The organism is Puniceibacterium antarcticum (assembly GCF_002760615.1).
GTDB lineage: Bacteria > Pseudomonadota > Alphaproteobacteria > Rhodobacterales > Rhodobacteraceae > Puniceibacterium > Puniceibacterium antarcticum.
Genome location: NZ_AWWI01000100.1, coordinates 125,805 through 142,544 on the forward strand (window position 1 = coordinate 125,805; position 16,740 = coordinate 142,544).

Sequence of the window (16,740 nt, forward strand, 5' to 3'; positions counted from 1 at the left end):
TACTATGCCGGGCAACCCGATGCGATCAGGACCGGAACAGGGCGTTCGGGTCGAACTGGCACCATTCCGAAATCTTCAGATAGCTGGCGCCAAACCCCGAGAGAGAGAAGTCGTCGGCGATGAACGGCGCCTCTCCATCCCGCATCACCTGCACCGCAACACTCTCCGACTGACGCAGTGCCACGACCAGATCGGGCACAAATCCAGCGGTCATCCCCGCAGCCACCATCTGGCGGTCATAGCTGTCCCGGCCGTCATAAACGCTCATTTCACTGCCGAACTGCGACATGTGATGATCTATGATCAGCACAAACTCATCCTCTGGCTGCAGCGGAAGCGGAAGATTGCTGTAAACGATGGGCAGATAGCGCGCGCTGGCGTTCATGCCGCCCATGTCAAAGGCGATCTCATAGGTTCCCGCGCCGTCGCCCCCCGTCCAGATCGCGCAGCGCCCCTGCTCGTAACTGGCATGCCAGTCCTTGTGATCCCAAATCTGCGCGGGACGCTCCAGCGCCACAAGGGACGTGCCGAACAGCGTCAGGATCAGCGCCACCAACAGGCCGCAGGGCGGCAACTTCCGGTCTGGATTTCTGCGTAAAACGAAAGGGATCATGGCAAATCTCTGTCTGGAGTTCACCATGTCTAGGACGGGATTCATGAAGATCGCGTTATCGCATTCCGCGTTATGCCCCCCATATGGACCAGAGAACACACGATTTTCGTCCTCAGGAGGATGCCGCGTGGCTCTTTACCTCTTGGTCAGGTTTTGGGCGCAAGGTCCCGCCGCAACCTGCCACGACGGAGAAACGGCACATGAACCTCTATCACTGCCAGATCGACATTCATAATGACGCCAAGGCGCTCGCCTTTGCAGAGGCGGTTGATCTCTGGATGGAATACCTCAAGGGTCGCAAGGCCATCAAATCGTGGCGCCTGCTGCGCCGCAAGCTGAACCTGGCCAGCGACGATCACCGCGATTTCCTGCTGGAAATCGAATTCGAAAACATGGGCCAGCTCGACCAGGCGTTTCGTGTTCTGGGCGAACATGACGAAAAGGTGGCACGCCTCTATTCCAATGTCAGGGTGCTTATCGCGCACAGCAGCATCGGCCTCTATCGTCCTTACCCGGACCCGGAACGCGCCGAACGCATGGCGCTGATCTGACGCCCGTTGTGGGGGTTCCCTCTGGCGGCAGACGGCATCCCACAACGGCTCTGATCCACGCAAAGGCCGGGAATGCCCCGGCCCTTGCCTTCATCCTGCCACGCGCGCCTCAGATCCCGTAGATCGCAGCGAATTTGGTGTCGAGGTAATCCAGCAGCGGACCTTCGTTCGGCTCGAACCCACAGGCCTTGGCGATCACTTCGCGCGGGCGGTACAGCCCACCGTGCTGCTGCACATTTTCCGACAGCCACCCGGTTGCGGCAGACAGCTCTCCGCGTGACAGCTGATCGTCCAGATCCGGCACCGCACTGCGCAGCGCCTGATGCAGACAGCCCGCATAGACATTGCCCAGCGTATAGGTCGGGAAATAGCCGAACAGCCCCACCGACCAGTGCACATCCTGCAGCACCCCATGTGACGGCTTGTCCACGGCAAAGCCGAAATCAGCCAGGAACCGCGCATTCCACGCCGCTTCCAGATCCTCGACCTCCAGCGCACCGCTGATCAGCGAGCGTTCCAGATCAAAGCGCAGCAGCACATGCAGGTTGTACTGCACCTCATCGGCTTCCGTACGGATATAGCCGTTCTGCACGCGGTTCACCGCCGCGTGAAACGCATCCGGATCGGAAATCCCGAAATCGCCGAATGTCTCGACCATCTGCCCGAACAGCCAGCCAGTAAAGGCGCGGCTGCGCCCCAGCTGGTTCTCATAGATCCGGCTCTGGCTTTCATGCACGCCCATAGACACACCCTCACCCAAAGGCGTCAGGTGATACTCCTGCGCAATGGACTGCTCATAGGTGGCATGGCCGACCTCATGGATGGTGGAATACAAGCAGTTGAACGGATCTGTCGCGCTCGTCCGCGTGGTGATGCGCACATCATTGCCCGACCCGGACGAAAACGGATGCACCGCCTTGTCGATCCGACCGCGCGTCAAGTCATAGCCAAAGGCCACGGCGATCTTGCGCGTCAGCTCCATCTGGGCGGCGGCGTCAAACGTGCCCTCCGGCCCCTTGGGTTGCGGCTGGGCACGGATGCGTTCGCGCAGATCCACCAGACGCGGACGCAGCGCGCCAAACATCTGCGACAGGCTTTCTGCCGTGGCACCGGGTTCGTAATCCTGCAGCAGCGCGTCATAGACATCGCCCCCCTCCGACAGCGCCGCACCCTCTTCGCGGCGCAGCGCCAGAACCCGCTTCAGCGTCGGTGCAAAAGCCGCAAAATCATCCGCCGCCCGCGCCTCAGCCCAGACGCCCTGCGCCTCGCTGGTCACGCGCGCCAGTTCGGCCGCCAGCTTGGCGGGCACCTTCTGCGTGCGCGCATAGGTGCGCCGGATATGGCGCATCTGTGCCTGACCGACGCCATTCAGACCGGCATCGTCAATCTCGGACAGCCAGCCGCCCACACGCGGATCGATGCGCCGCGCATGCAGCACACCCTCGATGGCGCCCATCTCCTCGCCCCGCTGCGCGGCCGCACCACGCGGCATCATCGTCTCCTGATCCCAGCCCAGACGCCCCGCGATCTGGCCAAGCGCTGTCGTCTCGCGTTGAAATGCCATCAGATCTTCATAAGCACTCATCGTGTGATTCCCCTTACGGATTGGAATGTCGGATAACAGGCGGCAAAGCGGGCCCGCAAGATCAGCACCCAGAGCACAACCGCGCCCACCTGATGCACGATGGCAATGTGCCAGGGCGCACCATACAGCACCGTCGCAATGCCCAGCATCATCTGCAGCACCAGCATCGCCAGCACCGCGTTGAACCGGAACTTCGTCGCGCCATTGGGCGACCGGCGCGACCGCGCCCAGACAAAGATCCCAAAGGCCATCAGCAGATAACCGGTCATGCGGTGCACAAACTGCACCAGCCCGTCGTTTTCAAAGAAATTCCGCCAGACCGGCGTGATCTCCAACGGTGTCGGCGGCAGGAATCCCCCCGCCATCAGCGGCCAGTCGGTATAGTTGCGCCCGGCGTCAATCCCCGCCACCAGCGCGCCCATCAGGATCTGCATAAAGGCCAGCCCCGCCAGAACGCTCACCAGCAGCGCAAGCTGCCCCTCGCGGGTGCGGCGCGCCTGCATCAGCTCGCGCTCTTCACGCCCCAGCGCAAAGACATACCACGAAATCACCCCAAGGATCACAAAGGCCAGCCCCAGATGCGTCGCGAGCCGATAGCTTGCCACCGAAACCATCTCGCCGCTCAGGCCAGAGGCAACCATCCACCAGCCGATCGCCCCCTGCGCACCACCCAGAATGCCCAGCACAAACAACCGGCCCGTCCAGCCGCGCGGGATCTGCCGCGCCGCCAGAAAGCCGAAAAAGCCAAGCGCCCAGACAAGGCCGATCACCCGGCCCAGCTGGCGGTGACCCCATTCCCACCAATAAAGGAACTGGAACTCGGTCAGGCTCATGCCTTTGTTTTGCAACTGGTATTGCGGAATCTCGCGATATTTGTCGAATTCCGATTGCCAGCTTGCGGCGTCCATCGGCGGCAGCGCCCCCATGATAGGGCGCCATTCGGTGATCGACAGCCCGCTGTCGGTCAGCCGGGTCAACCCGCCCACCGCGATCATCACCATGACCAGCGCAAACAGCAGCATCAGCCACAGCCGGATGCCCCGCCGTGCGCCGCGTTTGCCCGCGTCGATCACCCCCAGCTTGGCCGGTTTGGACTTTGTCTCGGCCGGTTCCGCGCCAACCTCCTCAAAGATACTGCGTTTTCCGCTCATATCCCGCTCCTTTTGTCGGCTTGGACACTAGGCCGCGCACCCGGGGCCTTCAAGTCAGTCACCACGTTCTTTCCACCGCACCATTTGACGCATGACGCCGTGCAGCATCCGCACATCCGCCTGCGTGAGCGGCATCCGCGACCACAGATTGCGCAGGTTCAGCTTCATGCTGTCGGCCTTGTGCTCGGGGAAAAAGAACCCTGCCGTCTCCATCCGCTCTTCGTAATGGTCCGACAGCTTCTGCACTTCGGTCTGGGTGGCCCATTGCCCCCCGGCAAGCTCAACCGTCTCTTGCGTGATCTCGACCGCGTGACGTTGCCATTCATAGGCGGTCAGCAACACACATTGCGCAAGGTTGAGCGAGGCAAACTTTGGATTGACCGGCACCGAGATGATCGCATTGGCCAGCGCAATATCCGGGTTCTCAAGGCCCGCACGTTCCGGCCCGAACAGGATGGCCACCTTTTCACCCTTGGCGATACGCTCATGCGCGATCTTCATCGCCTGTTCCGGCGCATAGATCGGTTTGGTCAGGTCCCGGTTGCGCGCGGTGGTCGCCATGACGAATGTGCAATCGGCCACAGCCTCGGCCGTGGTCTGCATCACCTGCGCCTCGTCCAGCAACCGACCTGCGCCCGTGGCCATGGCAACGGCGCTCTGATTGGGCCAGCCATCGCGCGGTGCCACCAGCCGGATCCGGTCAAGGCCAAAGTTCCACATTGCCCGCGCCGCCGCCCCGATGTTTTCGCCCATCTGGGGGTTCACCAGCACAAAGGCGGGTTGCGGTGTCTCTGTCGGCATGGGGCGGCTCCTGATGGTCTAGATCAGCCTCTTACCACTTGGGTGGGCGGCTGCAACAAAGGCGCGCCGTCTTGTGGCAGCCGTATCAGCCGCCATACGCAATCCATACGTTTTCCATACCGTTTCCATATGGTGTTTTTTGCCCTGCCAGACCTGCGTCTTTCCCGGCGCGGTTCCCGGGAAATCGCGCCAAGGCCGATGGTCAATGGCGCTGATCCGCTTTATAGCGGGCCAAATTCTATCAGGAGCCTGCCAAGATGGCCGAAACCGAACAGCCGCAAATCTATCTCATTACCCCCCCAGAATTCGACCTGAACGTTTTCCCGCAAACCCTTGCAAAGGTTCTGGAATCGACGGACGTCGCCTGTATCCGTCTGGCCCTTGCCACCCGCGACGAAGACCGCATCCTGCGCGCCGCCGACGCCGTGCGCGAGGTCGCGCATCAGTTTGATGTCGCTCTGGTTCTCGACACACATGTGGTTCTGGCGCAGCGTCTGGGCCTTGACGGCGTGCATCTTCTCGACGGCGCACGTTCCGTCCGCTGGGCCCGCAAGGAACTGGGTGACGACGCCATCGTCGGCGCCTACTGCGCCCAGTCCCGCCACGAAGGCATGGCCGCCGGCGAATCCGGCGCCGATTACGTCAGCTTCGGCCCCATCGGCCAGACCGACCTTGGGGACGGCGCCGTGGTGGAACGTGAGCTGTTCCAGTGGTGGTCCGAGGTCATTGAACTGCCCTGCGTCGCCGAAGGGGCGCTGGATGTGGAAGAGGTTGCAAACCTTTCTACCATAACGGATTTCTTTGCCTTTGGAGAAGAAGTCTGGAACCAGGAAGACCCTTCTGCCGCGCTGGCCCGCCTGACCGCCGCGATCCGCGGCTAGGCCTGATGCGCTTCGGCCAGCGCATGGCCGGAGCGCACAACACCCTCCACATGGCTAGCAAGCGACTTGCGGTTCGCAAAGCCATCGACCCGCACTGGCGCATGATAGACCAGCTCGACCCGGCCCTGTCGCCGCGCCGCCAGCGTCTTGATCAGATGCGCGCCAAAGCTCATGTCACCCCACCAGCCATAGAACCGCGCATCGGCACCTTCGGGCGCGTGATAGATCACGCTGACCGGCTGGATCTGCAGCTCATGCTTCAACTCATCCGCAAAGAACGCCGCAAAAAGCGTTGATTTGAAAGGTAAAACCCGCATCCCATCTGTCGATGTGCCCTCGGGAAAGAACAGCAGGCGATGACGATGCATCAGCCGCTCTTCAAACAGCTTCGCCTGATTGGCTGCCTCGCGCGGGTCGCGGCGGATGAACACCGTGCCTGTGGCGCGCGCCAGCCAGCCTATGCCGGGCCAGCCCGCCACCTCGGATTTCGACACAAAATAGACGTTCTTGCGTGCATTCAGCGCAAAAATATCGAGCCAGGACGAATGGTTGGCCACAATCGCCCCGGGCCCGACCATCCGCGGCCCCCGCACCTGGATCGGCAATTGCAGAATGACAAAGGCCGCCCGACAGACGCCCTGCGTGATATAGGGCGTGACGGGCCGGTCCACACCGTACATCGGCCGCTCCACCAGACGCACCAGCAGCAGCACCAGCAAACCGCCAAAGGTCACCAGCCCCAGCACGGAACCGCGCAGCAGCACCCGCAGCCAGTCCATCAACCCAAGACGCTGCGGCGGTGGCATATCCGACCCCGTCCAGGTGGGCGTCACGCCGGAACATCCTTCGTATAAAGGCTTTTCTGCCGTTCATTCATCCGCGCCGTGTCGATGACCAGGCAGACATCCGTGGTGTTAAAGGCATGATCCACATAGGCACCGTCCCCCACCAAACCGCCAAGCCGCAGATAGGCCTTGATCAGGGAGGGCGTCTCGATCATCGCGCGCTTGCGATCGACATCCGGTTCCGCCAGAAGCGCCATCGGCTGATAGTCGCGGGCACGCACACGCAGCTCCTCGGGCGCGCTGTGACGATAGTGCAGATGGCTCAGCGGATGGGCAAGCGCCGCCACATCCGTGCCGTGAAAGCTCGCCACGCCAAACAGGATTTCTATCTCGCGCTCGGCCACATACCGGGCCAGAGCCTGCCAGAGGTAAAACATCGCCGATCCGCCACGATACTCTGGATGCAGGCAGGAACGCCCCAGTTCCAACAGCTTGCGGCCGGATCTTCGCAGCGGTTCCAGATCATATTCCGCTTCTGAATAGAAACCGCCTGCGGCTTCGGCCCGCGTGCCCGGCAACAGCCGGTAGACACCAATCACAGCACCACCGCGCGACTCGTCTCGCAAAAGAAGATGGTCAAAGAACGGATCGAAACGGTCTTTTTCAAGCCCGTTTTCATGATCCACCTCATCACCGCCACCGCCAAGTTCGCGCACGAACACGTCATAGCGCAACCGCTGCGCAGCCTGGAGATCCGCGTCGTTCTGCGCAAGCTGCGCACTGAACTGGGGGGCTTGGGTGTTCATCTGCGATACTTCCGCTGCGTGAAACCTGTTGCCCGCTTCTAGGCGGGCAGGTTACGCTTGGCAACAGTCACCTTTTTCACTTGGTTCTGGAATTTCGGTTTTGGAAACCGCGCGCATTAACGAAAGTGAAACCATGTTGATCTATTATGTTTTCTGAAAGCTTTAATCAAATACGGGCAATAGCGTGATACGGCGGCCATCAATAACCACCTTGCCCTCTTCGCGAAAGTTCACCGTGATCCGACCGCCGATATTGGACTGCACCTGTCCCGTTCCCCACTCCGGGCAATCGGGATGTGTAACCAGCATACCAGGTTCCAGAGATGCGTTCAGATCGCTCATTCAAATTCTTTCAGCCCGAGGTGTCGATGAAGCAGGATAGCGCCAATCTGGCCGCTTTGGTAGGGGCAAGGATTTGCCATGACCTGATCAGCCCCGTAGGGGCGATCAACAACGGGCTGGAACTTTTGGCGATGAACGACACGGCCGCCAGCGCGGGGCCGGAAATCGAACTGATCGGCGACAGCTGCAACAATGCCCAGGCGCGCATCCGCTTCTTCCGGGTGGCTTTTGGCACATCGTCCGACAGCCAGCAGCTGGGCCGGTCCGAAGTTGTTAGTATACTAACGAGTTTGGAAAAGGGGTCCCGTTTGTTGGCCGACTGGCGCCCGACCGAAGCCCTCAGCAGACGTGATGTGCAATTGGCCTTCCTCGGGCTCTTGTGCTTTGAAACCGCCCTGCCGCAGCGCGGAACCGTCGTTTTTGAACGGCGCGGCGCGCACTGGCACATCACGGGGCGTGGGCCGCGCATCCTGTACGATCCGGATCTGTGGCAGATGCTGACCGACCCCATATTCGAGGTCGAGTTGACCTCGGCCCGGGTTCAGTTCCGGATGCTGCAGCTCATCGCGCAGGATACGGGCCATGCCCCGCGCGTCCGCTATGAAGAGGATGTTCTGACCCTCGACCTCTGACCCAGACGGGACAAAGGCCGCCAGCGCTAGCTGCGCACTGTGCCATCGCCGGTGACCAGATACTTGAAACTGGTCAGCTGCTCTGCCCCGACCGGACCACGTGCATGCAGCTTGCCCGTGGCGATGCCGATCTCGGCTCCCATGCCAAATTCCCCGCCATCCGCGAACTGGGTCGAGGCGTTGTGCATCAGGATCGCGCTGTCCACCCGTTCAAAGAAACGCGCAACCGCGTCGGGATCTTCAGTCAGGATGCATTCGGTGTGCTGCGACCCATAAGTTCTAATATGCGCGATCGCCGCATCGATATCGTCCACAACCTTGGCCGCGATGATGCTGTCGAGGTATTCGTGCCCCCAATCGTCCGGTGTGGCGGCGAGCGTGCCCTCGATCACCTGCAGTGTCTCGTCAGCGCGCACCTCGACGCCAGCCGCCATCAGGGCCCGGATGACACCCTGCCCGATGGTATCCGCCACCTCGCGGTGGATCAGCAGGCATTCGGCAGAACCGCAGATGCCCGTGCGGCGGGTCTTGGCGTTCAGGATCACATTCAGCGCCTTGACCGGATCAGCGTCCTTGTCGACATAGATGTGCACGATCCCTTCGAGATGGGCAAAAACCGGCACGCGCGCCTCTTTCTGCACCAGCCCCACCAGCCCCTTGCCACCCCGGGGCACAATCACGTCAATACTGTCGGTCATGGTCAGCATGGCCGACACCGCCGCGCGGTCCCGTGTCGGTACCAGCTGGATCGCATCTATGGGCAGCTCCGCCGCACGCAGGCCTTCGACCAGCGCGCCATGGATCGCGGTCGAGGAATGAAAACTCTCGGACCCGCCGCGCAGGATCACCGCATTGCCGGATTTCAGGCACAGCGCCCCCGCATCTGCCGTCACATTGGGCCGGGATTCGTAGATCACCCCGATCACGCCCAGCGGCGTGCGCACCCGGCGGATATGCAGCCCCGACGGCTGATCCCATTCCGCCACAACCTGTCCCACCGGATCGGACTGCGCTGCAATGGCGCGCAGACCGTCACACATGGCCGTGATCCGTGCCTCTGTCAGCAGCAGACGATCCAGCATCGCCTCGGACAGACCCTTGTCACGACCATAGGTCATGTCCTTTTCATTCGCGGCCAGAACCGCCTCACGCGCCGACCACAGCGCATCTGCTCCCAGGGTCAGGGCCTTTTGCTTGGACTCTGGGGTGGCATGGCTCAGCTCGGCAGCAGCGGCCCGGGCACGGGCGCCGATATTTTTCATCAGGGTGGGGATGTCTGTCATATCCTGCATCGTTCAAGCCTTTGACTGCGTTGCATCTTGCGTATTTGGAAAGAGATAAGGCCGGGGCGTTCAGAGCGCCATGTCGTCGCGGTGGATCAGCGCGGCGCGCCCTGGGTAGCCCAGCAGCGTTTCGATCTCATGGCTCTGATGGCCCTTGATGGCATGGGCCTCAGCGGCCGTATAGCGGGTCAGCCCCTGCCCCAGCGCGCGCCCGTCGACGCTGCGGATCGCCACCGGATCACCCCGACCAAAGCTGCCCTCGACCGCGGCAATTCCGGCAGGCAGCAGCGATTTTCCCGATGCCAGCGCCTGCGCCGCACCGGCATCGACCACCAGCGTGCCCTGCGGTTTCATCGCCGCAATCCAGCGTTTGCGCGCCAGATGCGGGTCCAGATGGGGCGTGAACCAGGTGGCATTGGCGCCGTTTTCCAGCGCGCTCAGGGGGTGCAGCACAAAGCCGTCGCTGATCGCCATCGCACACCCCGAAGCGGTTGCAGTCTTGGCCGCCATCAGCTTGGTCTTCATGCCCCCCTTGGACAGGCCCGATCCGGCATCGCCGGCCATGGCCTCGATCTCGGACGTGATATGCTCGATCACGTCATAGCGGGTGGCGGTCGGGTCCGTCTGGGGGTTGCCGGTGTAAAAGCCATCCACATCCGACAGCAGGATCAGCTGATCCGCTCCGACCGTCACCGCAACCTGCGCGGCAAGCCGGTCATTGTCGCCATAACGGATCTCATCCGTGGCAACAGTGTCGTTTTCATTCACGATGGGCACGGCGCCAAAGCCCAGCAGCGTCTCCATCGTGGCGCGGGAATTGAGGTAGCGACGGCGATCCGCGCTGTCCTCAAGCGTCACCAGGATCTGCGCGGTGGTGATCCCATGCGGCGTCAGCGCCTCTTCCCAGGCGCGGGCAAGGCGGATCTGACCAACAGCGGCAGCGGCCTGCGACTGTTCCAGCGGCAGCACCGTGGCGGGCAGGCGCAACACCTGCCGCCCCAGCGCGATTGACCCAGACGACACCAGCACCACATCCGCGCCGCGCGCTTTGATCCGGGCCACATCCTCGGCGACAGAGCGCAGCCAATCCAGCCGCAGCGCTCCGGTCTTGCGGTCCACCAGCAGCGCAGACCCAATCTTAACAACCAGCCGACGGGCGGTGGTCAGGGACGCCAAGGCGCGTCCTCCTCCGCCTCGGTTTCTGCCGTGCGTCCCAGCAGGCGGTTGTCGTCGATTTCGGCACGCAGCGCGCGCAGCACTTCGACCGTGCCTTCCTTGCTGACGCCGGACATCAGCATCACCTTGGCACCAACTGCCTTCTGCAGCTCTTCGCGCAGAAAGGCGCGTTCCTCTGGATCCAGCGCATCAACCTTGTTCAGCACGGTGATCCGGGGCTTGTCGTTCAGCCCCTCGCCATAAGCCTCAAGCTCACCGATGATGGTCTGGTAATCCTCGATCAGGGTGCCGGACGTGCCATCCACCAGATGCAGCAGCACAGCGCAGCGTTCCACATGGCCCAGGAACTGATCCCCAAGCCCCCGCCCCTCATGTGCGCCCTCGATAAGGCCGGGAATATCGGCAACGACGAATTCCACATTATCGACCCCCACGACACCCAGGTTCGGGTGCAGCGTGGTAAAGGGATAATCGGCGATCTTGGGCCGGGCATTGGACGTGGCGGCCAGAAAGGTCGACTTGCCCGCATTGGGCAGGCCCAGTAGACCGACATCCGCAATCAGCTTCAACCGCAGCCAGATCGTGCGTTCCACGCCCGGCTGTCCGGGGTTGGCGCGGCGCGGTGCCTGATTGGTGGCGGTCTTGAAATGCAGGTTGCCCCAGCCGCCGTTGCCGCCGCGCGCCAGCTGCACGCGCTGGCCCAGTTCGGTCATGTCCGCCAGAACGGTCTCCTCGTCTTCGTCAAGGATCTCTGTCCCGACGGGAACGCGCAGTATGATATCGTCACCGGTCTTGCCAGTACGCTGCTGGCCCATGCCGGGCTGGCCGCTGTTGGCGAAAAAGTGCTGCTGGTAGCGAAAGTCGATCAGCGTGTTCAGCCCGTCAACAGCCACGGCCCAGACCGAGCCGCCATTGCCGCCGTCCCCGCCGTCGGGGCCGCCGAATTCAATGTATTTTTCACGGCGAAAGCTGACAGAGCCGCCACCACCGCCACCAGAGCGGATATAGACCTTGCAGAGGTCAAGAAATTTCATGGCGTGCCTCGAATATTGTTCGCGTCAGGCGATATAGGGTTACGGGGTCAGGCTCAAGCCTTGCCGCACTTCTGGCTTGTATCGTGCCGGTCGGACAAAAGCCCGGTGTTCTGTTCGAAAGTTCAGGCCACGGCCATGTGATCTGTCGCCAACGGATGGGGATGTCACACCCGGCTCAGCCGTCGCGCCACATCGTAATCGTTCAGATACCCGGCAAAAGCCTAGGCATCTTCGGGCGGGGCAGGACGCAAGACAACCAGCCCGGTGTGCAAGGTCCGATGCTGTATTGCGTCCTCGTCATCATCCCAGCCGTCTGAGGTATGTCCAGGTGGCCACCTTGGTGTTGCGCGCCACGCAAAACGCTTCTGCATCGCCGATATATTCAAAACCACAGTTGGTCAGCACCCGGGCAGAGGCCAAGTTTTCCTGAAAGACACTGGCGAACATCGTCTCACTGTTCATCGGGTTGGCTTCGATCAGCGCGCGCACGGCTTCGGACGCAAGGCCGGTGTTCCAGAACGCCGGCGCCACCCAATAGCCCACTTCGGACTGATTGCGGTCCATGCGCTCCAGTGAAATCACGCCCATGACCTCGGCCCCGTCGACCTTGGTGCCATCCATGGCCCAGATATCCTCGCTGCGCTCTGGCGACATGGCGCGGCTGACATAGGCCTCGGTCGCGCCGGGCGGCAAGGGATGGGGAATGCTGGTCGTCATATCGGCCAGCCGCTTGTCAGCGGTGTAATAGGCGATAAGACCGGCGTCCGAACGGCGCAAGGGGCGCAGGTCGAAACGCTCGGTCAGGACAGTCGGCTGCACGACGGCGTGGTCTAGGCTCATGTGTTTTCTCCTCCGCAACACAACGGTAACGAGATACGGTTTATACAGCTCCCACTTGCCAAATCACATGACAGGCAAAACTGCATCAAAAACAAAAAGGGGACCGGCGGCTGCCGATCCCCTAGTGTCTTTCAAACCTTAAGGACGGCTTACTCAGCGGCCTCCGCCACCGGCAGAACCGAAATAAAGGTGCGGCCTTTCAGGCCCTTGTGGAAGGTCACGGCGCCTTGGGTCACGGCAAAGATCGTGTGATCCTTGCCCAGACCAACGCCTTCGCCCGGCCAGAACTTCGTGCCGCGCTGACGCACGATGATGTTACCCGCGATGGCCGCCTGGCCGCCGAAGAGTTTCACGCCAAGACGACGACCCGCAGAGTCGCGACCGTTGCGGGAGGAACCGCCTGCTTTTTTGTGTGCCATGGGTTGGTCTCCTTATTTCGCAGCCAGATCTTTGGCTTGTTCGATCCAGCCTTCACGCTCGATCCGGCCCTTGAAGGACAGGACTTCACCGAAGTTTTCGACATCCGCATCGGTCCATGCAGCGATCTGCGCATAGGTGGTGATGCCTGCTGCATGCAGCTTCTTCTCAAGCGCGGGGCCAACGCCCGAAAGCACCTTGAGATCGTCGCTGCCAGCAGCAGCCTTGGGCGCTGCAGATTTCTTCTCGACCTTGGGCGCGGCAGCCATGGGAACGGAACCCGTACCGATCGCAGCCTTCAGACCCGTGTCAGCACCGCCGGACGCGAGAATATCCGTCACGCGGATCAGTGTCAGCTTCTGACGGTGACCCTTGGTGCGCTGCGAACCGTGCTTACGACGACGCTTGACGAAGTGGATGACCTTGTCGCCCTTGATCTGGTCGATCACTTCGGCCTGAACCGCAGCACCGGCCACAAAGGGCACGCCAACGGTCACATCATCACCGCCAAGCATCAGGATATCGTTGAACTGGATTTTTTCACCAGCATCAGCCGCAAGCCGTTCCACCCGGAGCATATCGCCCGACTGGACCTTGTATTGCTTGCCGCCGGTTTTCAGTACCGCAAACATGCGTGTCTTCCTTTATCTTCCGCGTCCTGTGGCCCCTGCCCGTTTGCAGGTGTTTCTGGCTTGCGCCGCCTTCGAACTGCGCGCCCCTCTGGGCGTCATGTCAATAACCTCTGGGGCCGATGCAGCTGCGCCGACCCAAGAGCCGCGCTTATCTTACCCGAAGCCCAGTTTGTCAAGCCGCTGTGGACATCAATCTCCTCCAGAGCGTTTCCAAGCGGATCTAGAGGTCCTGCGCTTGCATCTGTCCCGCCGCCGCCAGACCCAGTTGACGCGAGATGTTGTCGTACATCGTGTTAAACCCAGTGAAAAGCGCGCGATTCATCGCCTGCCCCGCCTCACTGGAAGAGATGTCGATATACTCCCCCAGCGCCTCGTTGCTAAGCGGCCCGTAAGCCAACAGCATGTAACCGTAAAGCCATTCGCGCGTGTCCTGACGGGTCTCCTCTTCCTGATCCCAGACATCCGACAGGATCTCATCTTCAGACATCTCCAGCGCGCCGCCCTCGGCGAGCCCGGTGTAGAAATTGTAGCTGGCGTTCAGCGCGCCGGTGACATTGGCCTCGACCAGATCATTTGCATCAACAAGCCTGTCCAGCTGTGCAAGCCGGGGATTCCCAGTGCCGTCCAAATCGCGAAACGTGCTGCGGGCCACATCTTCAGCAGCCGGTTCCACCAGCGCCTGACGGGCATCGATTTCCAGCGCCACAACCCGCTTGCCCTCTTCGGTGCCCAGATAGTCCAGCAGCGGGGTCAGATCCTGATCACCCAGGGATTGTGCCACCCCGTCGCGCACCGTATCGTACATCTGATCTGTGTCATATATGGACGACACCGCCGCAGACCAGGCCGGCGACCTGCCGCCAGGCAGCATGTCCTGCGCCAGCTCGTCGCCATACTCCAACCCTTCGGTCCGCATGACTGCAATGATCTGGTCCACCCCCAGCGCCTTGAGCAGATCGTCCGACGGCGCTGCCCAGACGGGCCAAGCAGTGACGGCAGCAATAGCGATGGCGCTCAGTCTCGCGAACATTGGGGCGGCTTCCTTTGTGCTTGTTTCGGGCTAGCTAGCGCTCTCGCGCGCGATTTCCAAGCAGCAAGATGCCACGTCGGCGTGATGCCGAATGGCTCTTTGCAAAAAATTCTGATTTTCCCTGTTGCACATCGCCCCGACTTGAGGCTAAACGCCCCCCACCAGGCCCCCGCGGAGAGATGCCGGAGTGGTCGAACGGGGCGGTCTCGAAAACCGTTGAGCCTTTACGGGTTCCCAGGGTTCGAATCCCTGTCTCTCCGCCACTTCACCTAAGGTGTTGATACCAAAGGGGAAATTGCAGCGATGTCCAGCAAGCCGTTGTCCACTATGGACCACAGGAGCAAAGCTGAAGACATACACTACCTTCGACAACCACGCGGCCCCGGCACCGGCTGGGTCTTTCGGATGGTGACTCCACTTGAGCTGATCGGCAGTGTGAACCCGTGGACGGGCAAGCCATTCGGCAAAGAAATCAAGAAGGGCCTCCAGACTCGATACTTGCAGGAGGCAAGACGCAGCCGCGACATCGCACTGGGCGAGATCCGTAAGCTGGTCATTGCCCAATCCGACTCAGGCAAGTTCAGCCTTGATGCTGCAGAGGAATGGCGAGAGGCGATCCGGCTGGACACCAGCGAAGAACGCGGCGTGTCCATGGTGCTGTCCGACAGGCTCGAAGCTGCAGCCGCTCGCGATGTGCCTGAGGAAAAGCTGAGAGGCTTTGGTCGTGTTGCATTCGGCAGAGGCTATCCCATCGGCAAGGCGCTTGAACGCTATGTCGAGGAACGAGGATCCAATAACCGCAGAGGCTACAAGCCGTTGGCGACCACCACGGTCAACAATCTTCGGACAGCCGTGAAGCACCTTCGCGCATTTCTCAAGGACAAGAACGAACTCGCCTGTCTGGAAGATATCACCCCAGCGTTGGCAAGGCGCTTCCGCGATGAATATCTACCTTCCTTGACCACGACACGATCCCCTCAGGGCATGGCTTACAATACCATCGCAAAAAATATCACGCTCCTCTCTCAGTTCTGGGCGTGGGCGCTTGAGCGCGGCGTCACTCACCGGCACTACAAGTCACCATGGCTTTTCGCCCAGTCAGTCCCTCGCGCTGCCCGCGACGGCAATCCAACCCGTCAGGACTTTTCCGCAGAAGAAATCAAAGCCTTGCTGGCGAAAGCGCCAACTGGGACCAGAGAGGGCGACGTTCTGCGCCTTGCGCTTGTCACCGGATGCCGCGCAGATGAGATTGCATCGCTGAAACAGGCTCAGGTGGATCCACAAGGGCGACACTTTTCGCTGATCGTCGGCAAGACAGCAAATGCCGTTCGCTTTGTGCCCATCCCAGAGGGCGCACAAGGGCTTCTCAGGGCACGGCTGGAGGCAAACCCAGAGAGCGAAAGAGCGTTCCCTGAGTGGCCTGTACGGGCCTCTGTGGGCAAGGTCTACGCCCTTTCGCAATGGTTCACACGCTTTCGCCGTGACGTCCTCGGAGACGCTTCTGATGGAACGCTTGCGCTGCACTCGATGCGGCACACATGGCGAACAGTTGCCCGCCGCGCCCGCGTTAATGAGGCAGACATCAACGACCTCGGAGGCTGGGCCGGTCCTCGTTCATCCAACTCCGCATACGACCATGGCCTACTAGAGGAACAGCTCAGAGAAGCACAGGAAAAGGTCTGGACCGAACTGGCACGGGCTGGCTATCTGAAGGCGTTCTGAGCTGGTAAGGAACAGTGGATGCCCGTTAAAGGTCGCCAAGTAAGCGATGCACAAGGGTGCGGCCCTTCTGGGAAAGTTGCAGCATCTTCACTCTGCGGTCTTCGCCGCTCTCGATCCACTCAATCAACCCCAGTCCCGGCTTACCTAGGCGATGTACTGAAGACAGTGCTGCGAGGTTTCGCGAGGAGGTCGAGGAAGCGATACCCAAGGCGTCTCTCATGTCGCGCTGAGAGCGGCCTTCATTGAGCGCCACCCAACAGAATATCAATGCCTGCTGGATAGGCGCGTCGGGGTCCTGTTCGCGGAACCTTTGAATGATTGCATTGACCGTGCGAAATTTCAGGCGGGCAGTGTCATTTCGGAAGGTTGTCATAGTTGGGCCTTGGTAGTTGGAGGAGAGTTCCCCCAATGGTTGAAACGGATGGGCAGAGCGAACGCTGGCGACGAACTACAAATCAA

Annotated in this window: 19 protein-coding genes and 1 tRNA gene; 5 read left to right on the plus strand and 15 right to left on the minus strand. The window is 61.3% G+C overall.

The features are described 5' to 3' along the window. Positions 1–25: 25 nt before the first annotated feature. Positions 26–613, minus strand: a complete 588-nt coding sequence (locus P775_RS14240; RefSeq protein WP_143520914.1) for a hypothetical protein — start codon at positions 611–613, stop codon at positions 26–28. Positions 614–813: 200 nt separating this feature from the next. Here P775_RS14240 and P775_RS14245 point away from each other — a divergent pair, with 200 nt between their 5' ends. Next, positions 814–1,164, plus strand: a complete 351-nt coding sequence (locus P775_RS14245; protein ID WP_099911605.1) for a DUF6614 family protein — start codon at positions 814–816, stop codon at positions 1,162–1,164. Positions 1,165–1,273: 109 nt separating this feature from the next. Here P775_RS14245 and P775_RS14250 read toward each other — a convergent pair whose 3' ends face one another. Genes P775_RS14250 through P775_RS14260 form a run of 3 tightly spaced genes read right to left on the minus strand, consistent with a single transcriptional unit; the run spans position 1,274 to position 4,701 of the window. Further along, positions 1,274–2,749 (minus strand): carboxypeptidase M32, encoded by a 1,476-nt coding sequence (locus P775_RS14250; RefSeq protein ID WP_099911606.1) that lies wholly within the window; start codon positions 2,747–2,749, stop codon positions 1,274–1,276. Next, the gene (ctaA, locus tag P775_RS14255) at positions 2,746–3,900 is read right to left on the minus strand and encodes a heme A synthase (RefSeq protein ID WP_099911607.1); all 1,155 of its coding nucleotides are present in this window, start codon (positions 3,898–3,900) and stop codon (positions 2,746–2,748) included. The genes P775_RS14250 and ctaA overlap by 4 nt, the downstream gene beginning before the upstream one ends. Positions 3,901–3,954: 54 nt before the next feature. Then, complete coding sequence (locus P775_RS14260) at positions 3,955–4,701, minus strand: RNA methyltransferase (protein ID WP_099911608.1); 747 nt, start codon at positions 4,699–4,701, stop codon at positions 3,955–3,957. Positions 4,702–4,958: 257 nt separating this feature from the next. On the opposite strand from P775_RS14260, the gene P775_RS14265 reads away from it, so the two are divergent. After that, positions 4,959–5,582 carry a thiamine phosphate synthase gene (locus P775_RS14265; protein ID WP_099911609.1) on the plus strand — a complete coding sequence of 208 codons (624 nt, stop codon included), beginning with the start codon at positions 4,959–4,961 and terminating at the stop codon, positions 5,580–5,582. On the opposite strand, the gene olsA is transcribed toward P775_RS14265, so the two are convergent. The 3 genes from olsA to P775_RS14280 all read right to left on the minus strand — a co-directional run bounded on the left by olsA (position 5,579) and on the right by P775_RS14280 (position 7,515). Next, a complete protein-coding gene (olsA, locus tag P775_RS14270; RefSeq protein ID WP_425439910.1) occupies positions 5,579–6,415 on the minus strand; it encodes a lyso-ornithine lipid O-acyltransferase in 837 nt (278 codons plus the stop codon). The two genes, P775_RS14265 and olsA, sit on opposite strands and share 4 nt — an antisense overlap. Then, positions 6,412–7,173, minus strand: a complete 762-nt coding sequence (olsB, locus tag P775_RS14275; RefSeq protein ID WP_099911610.1) for an L-ornithine N(alpha)-acyltransferase — start codon at positions 7,171–7,173, stop codon at positions 6,412–6,414. The genes olsA and olsB overlap by 4 nt, the downstream gene beginning before the upstream one ends. Before the next feature lie 162 nt (positions 7,174–7,335). Further along, positions 7,336–7,515: a DUF3553 domain-containing protein gene (locus tag P775_RS14280; RefSeq protein ID WP_099911611.1), complete on the minus strand. Its 180-nt coding sequence runs from the start codon at positions 7,513–7,515 to the stop codon at positions 7,336–7,338. A 26-nt stretch (positions 7,516–7,541) separates the two neighbouring features. On the opposite strand from P775_RS14280, the gene P775_RS14285 reads away from it, so the two are divergent. Next, complete coding sequence (locus tag P775_RS14285; protein ID WP_099911612.1) at positions 7,542–8,147, plus strand: histidine phosphotransferase family protein; 606 nt, start codon at positions 7,542–7,544, stop codon at positions 8,145–8,147. 26 nt (positions 8,148–8,173) lie between these two features. Here P775_RS14285 and P775_RS14290 read toward each other — a convergent pair whose 3' ends face one another. From P775_RS14290 to P775_RS14320, 7 genes are all read right to left on the minus strand, one after another. Then, a complete protein-coding gene (locus P775_RS14290) occupies positions 8,174–9,439 on the minus strand; it encodes a glutamate-5-semialdehyde dehydrogenase (RefSeq protein ID WP_099911613.1) in 1,266 nt (421 codons plus the stop codon). Positions 9,440–9,499: 60 nt separating this feature from the next. Next, positions 9,500–10,606, minus strand: coding sequence for a glutamate 5-kinase (gene proB, locus P775_RS14295; RefSeq protein WP_099911614.1), 1,107 nt, complete (start codon positions 10,604–10,606; stop codon positions 9,500–9,502). Continuing rightward, complete coding sequence (gene obgE / locus P775_RS14300) at positions 10,594–11,640, minus strand: GTPase ObgE (protein ID WP_099911615.1); 1,047 nt, start codon at positions 11,638–11,640, stop codon at positions 10,594–10,596. Before obgE ends, proB begins: the two co-directional genes overlap by 13 nt. 300 nt (positions 11,641–11,940) lie before the next feature. Then, positions 11,941–12,480 carry a GNAT family N-acetyltransferase gene (locus P775_RS14305; RefSeq protein WP_099911616.1) on the minus strand — a complete coding sequence of 180 codons (540 nt, stop codon included), beginning with the start codon at positions 12,478–12,480 and terminating at the stop codon, positions 11,941–11,943. A 149-nt stretch (positions 12,481–12,629) separates the two neighbouring features. Next, positions 12,630–12,899: a 50S ribosomal protein L27 gene (rpmA, locus tag P775_RS14310; protein WP_099911617.1), complete on the minus strand. Its 270-nt coding sequence runs from the start codon at positions 12,897–12,899 to the stop codon at positions 12,630–12,632. A gap of 12 nt (positions 12,900–12,911) precedes the next feature. Beyond that, entirely contained in the window at positions 12,912–13,529 is a 618-nt protein-coding gene (locus P775_RS14315) for a 50S ribosomal protein L21 (protein WP_099911618.1), read from the minus strand. Positions 13,530–13,749: 220 nt separating this feature from the next. Beyond that, the gene (locus P775_RS14320; RefSeq protein ID WP_099911619.1) at positions 13,750–14,559 is read right to left on the minus strand and encodes a DUF2059 domain-containing protein; all 810 of its coding nucleotides are present in this window, start codon (positions 14,557–14,559) and stop codon (positions 13,750–13,752) included. 173 nt (positions 14,560–14,732) lie between these two features. Between P775_RS14320 and P775_RS14325 the strand changes: the two genes are divergently transcribed. Both P775_RS14325 and P775_RS14330 read left to right on the plus strand, forming a co-directional pair. After that, positions 14,733–14,822 (plus strand) — tRNA-Ser (locus P775_RS14325). 40 nt (positions 14,823–14,862) lie between these two features. Further along, a complete protein-coding gene (locus P775_RS14330; protein WP_099911620.1) occupies positions 14,863–16,281 on the plus strand; it encodes a tyrosine-type recombinase/integrase in 1,419 nt (472 codons plus the stop codon). Between the two features lie 25 nt (positions 16,282–16,306). Here P775_RS14330 and P775_RS14335 read toward each other — a convergent pair whose 3' ends face one another. Continuing rightward, a complete protein-coding gene (locus tag P775_RS14335; RefSeq protein ID WP_099911621.1) occupies positions 16,307–16,654 on the minus strand; it encodes a MarR family winged helix-turn-helix transcriptional regulator in 348 nt (115 codons plus the stop codon). Positions 16,655–16,740: the final 86 nt, after the last annotated feature.

Excerpts from the sequence above, each read along its gene's own strand:
- P775_RS14280 (WP_099911611.1), bottom strand. The coding sequence starts at position 7,515 with ATGAGCGATCTGAACGCATCTCTGGAACCTGGTATGCTGGTTACACAT.
- rpmA (WP_099911617.1), bottom strand. The coding sequence starts at position 12,899 with ATGGCACACAAAAAAGCAGGCGGTTCCTCCCGCAACGGTCGCGACTCT.
- obgE (WP_099911615.1), bottom strand. The coding sequence starts at position 11,640 with ATGAAATTTCTTGACCTCTGCAAGGTCTATATCCGCTCTGGTGGCGGT.
- P775_RS14265 (WP_099911609.1), top strand. The coding sequence starts at position 4,959 with ATGGCCGAAACCGAACAGCCGCAAATCTATCTCATTACCCCCCCAGAA.
- ctaA (WP_099911607.1), bottom strand. The coding sequence starts at position 3,900 with ATGAGCGGAAAACGCAGTATCTTTGAGGAGGTTGGCGCGGAACCGGCC.
- P775_RS14290 (WP_099911613.1), bottom strand. The coding sequence starts at position 9,439 with ATGCAGGATATGACAGACATCCCCACCCTGATGAAAAATATCGGCGCC.
- P775_RS14285 (WP_099911612.1), top strand. The coding sequence starts at position 7,542 with ATGAAGCAGGATAGCGCCAATCTGGCCGCTTTGGTAGGGGCAAGGATT.
- P775_RS14320 (WP_099911619.1), bottom strand. The coding sequence starts at position 14,559 with ATGTTCGCGAGACTGAGCGCCATCGCTATTGCTGCCGTCACTGCTTGG.
- P775_RS14335 (WP_099911621.1), bottom strand. The coding sequence starts at position 16,654 with ATGACAACCTTCCGAAATGACACTGCCCGCCTGAAATTTCGCACGGTC.
- P775_RS14245 (WP_099911605.1), top strand. The coding sequence starts at position 814 with ATGAACCTCTATCACTGCCAGATCGACATTCATAATGACGCCAAGGCG.
- olsB (WP_099911610.1), bottom strand. The coding sequence starts at position 7,173 with ATGAACACCCAAGCCCCCCAGTTCAGTGCGCAGCTTGCGCAGAACGAC.
- P775_RS14250 (WP_099911606.1), bottom strand. The coding sequence starts at position 2,749 with ATGAGTGCTTATGAAGATCTGATGGCATTTCAACGCGAGACGACAGCG.
- P775_RS14260 (WP_099911608.1), bottom strand. The coding sequence starts at position 4,701 with ATGCCGACAGAGACACCGCAACCCGCCTTTGTGCTGGTGAACCCCCAG.
- P775_RS14240 (WP_143520914.1), bottom strand. The coding sequence starts at position 613 with ATGATCCCTTTCGTTTTACGCAGAAATCCAGACCGGAAGTTGCCGCCC.
- P775_RS14315 (WP_099911618.1), bottom strand. The coding sequence starts at position 13,529 with ATGTTTGCGGTACTGAAAACCGGCGGCAAGCAATACAAGGTCCAGTCG.
- P775_RS14330 (WP_099911620.1), top strand. The coding sequence starts at position 14,863 with ATGTCCAGCAAGCCGTTGTCCACTATGGACCACAGGAGCAAAGCTGAA.
- P775_RS14305 (WP_099911616.1), bottom strand. The coding sequence starts at position 12,480 with ATGAGCCTAGACCACGCCGTCGTGCAGCCGACTGTCCTGACCGAGCGT.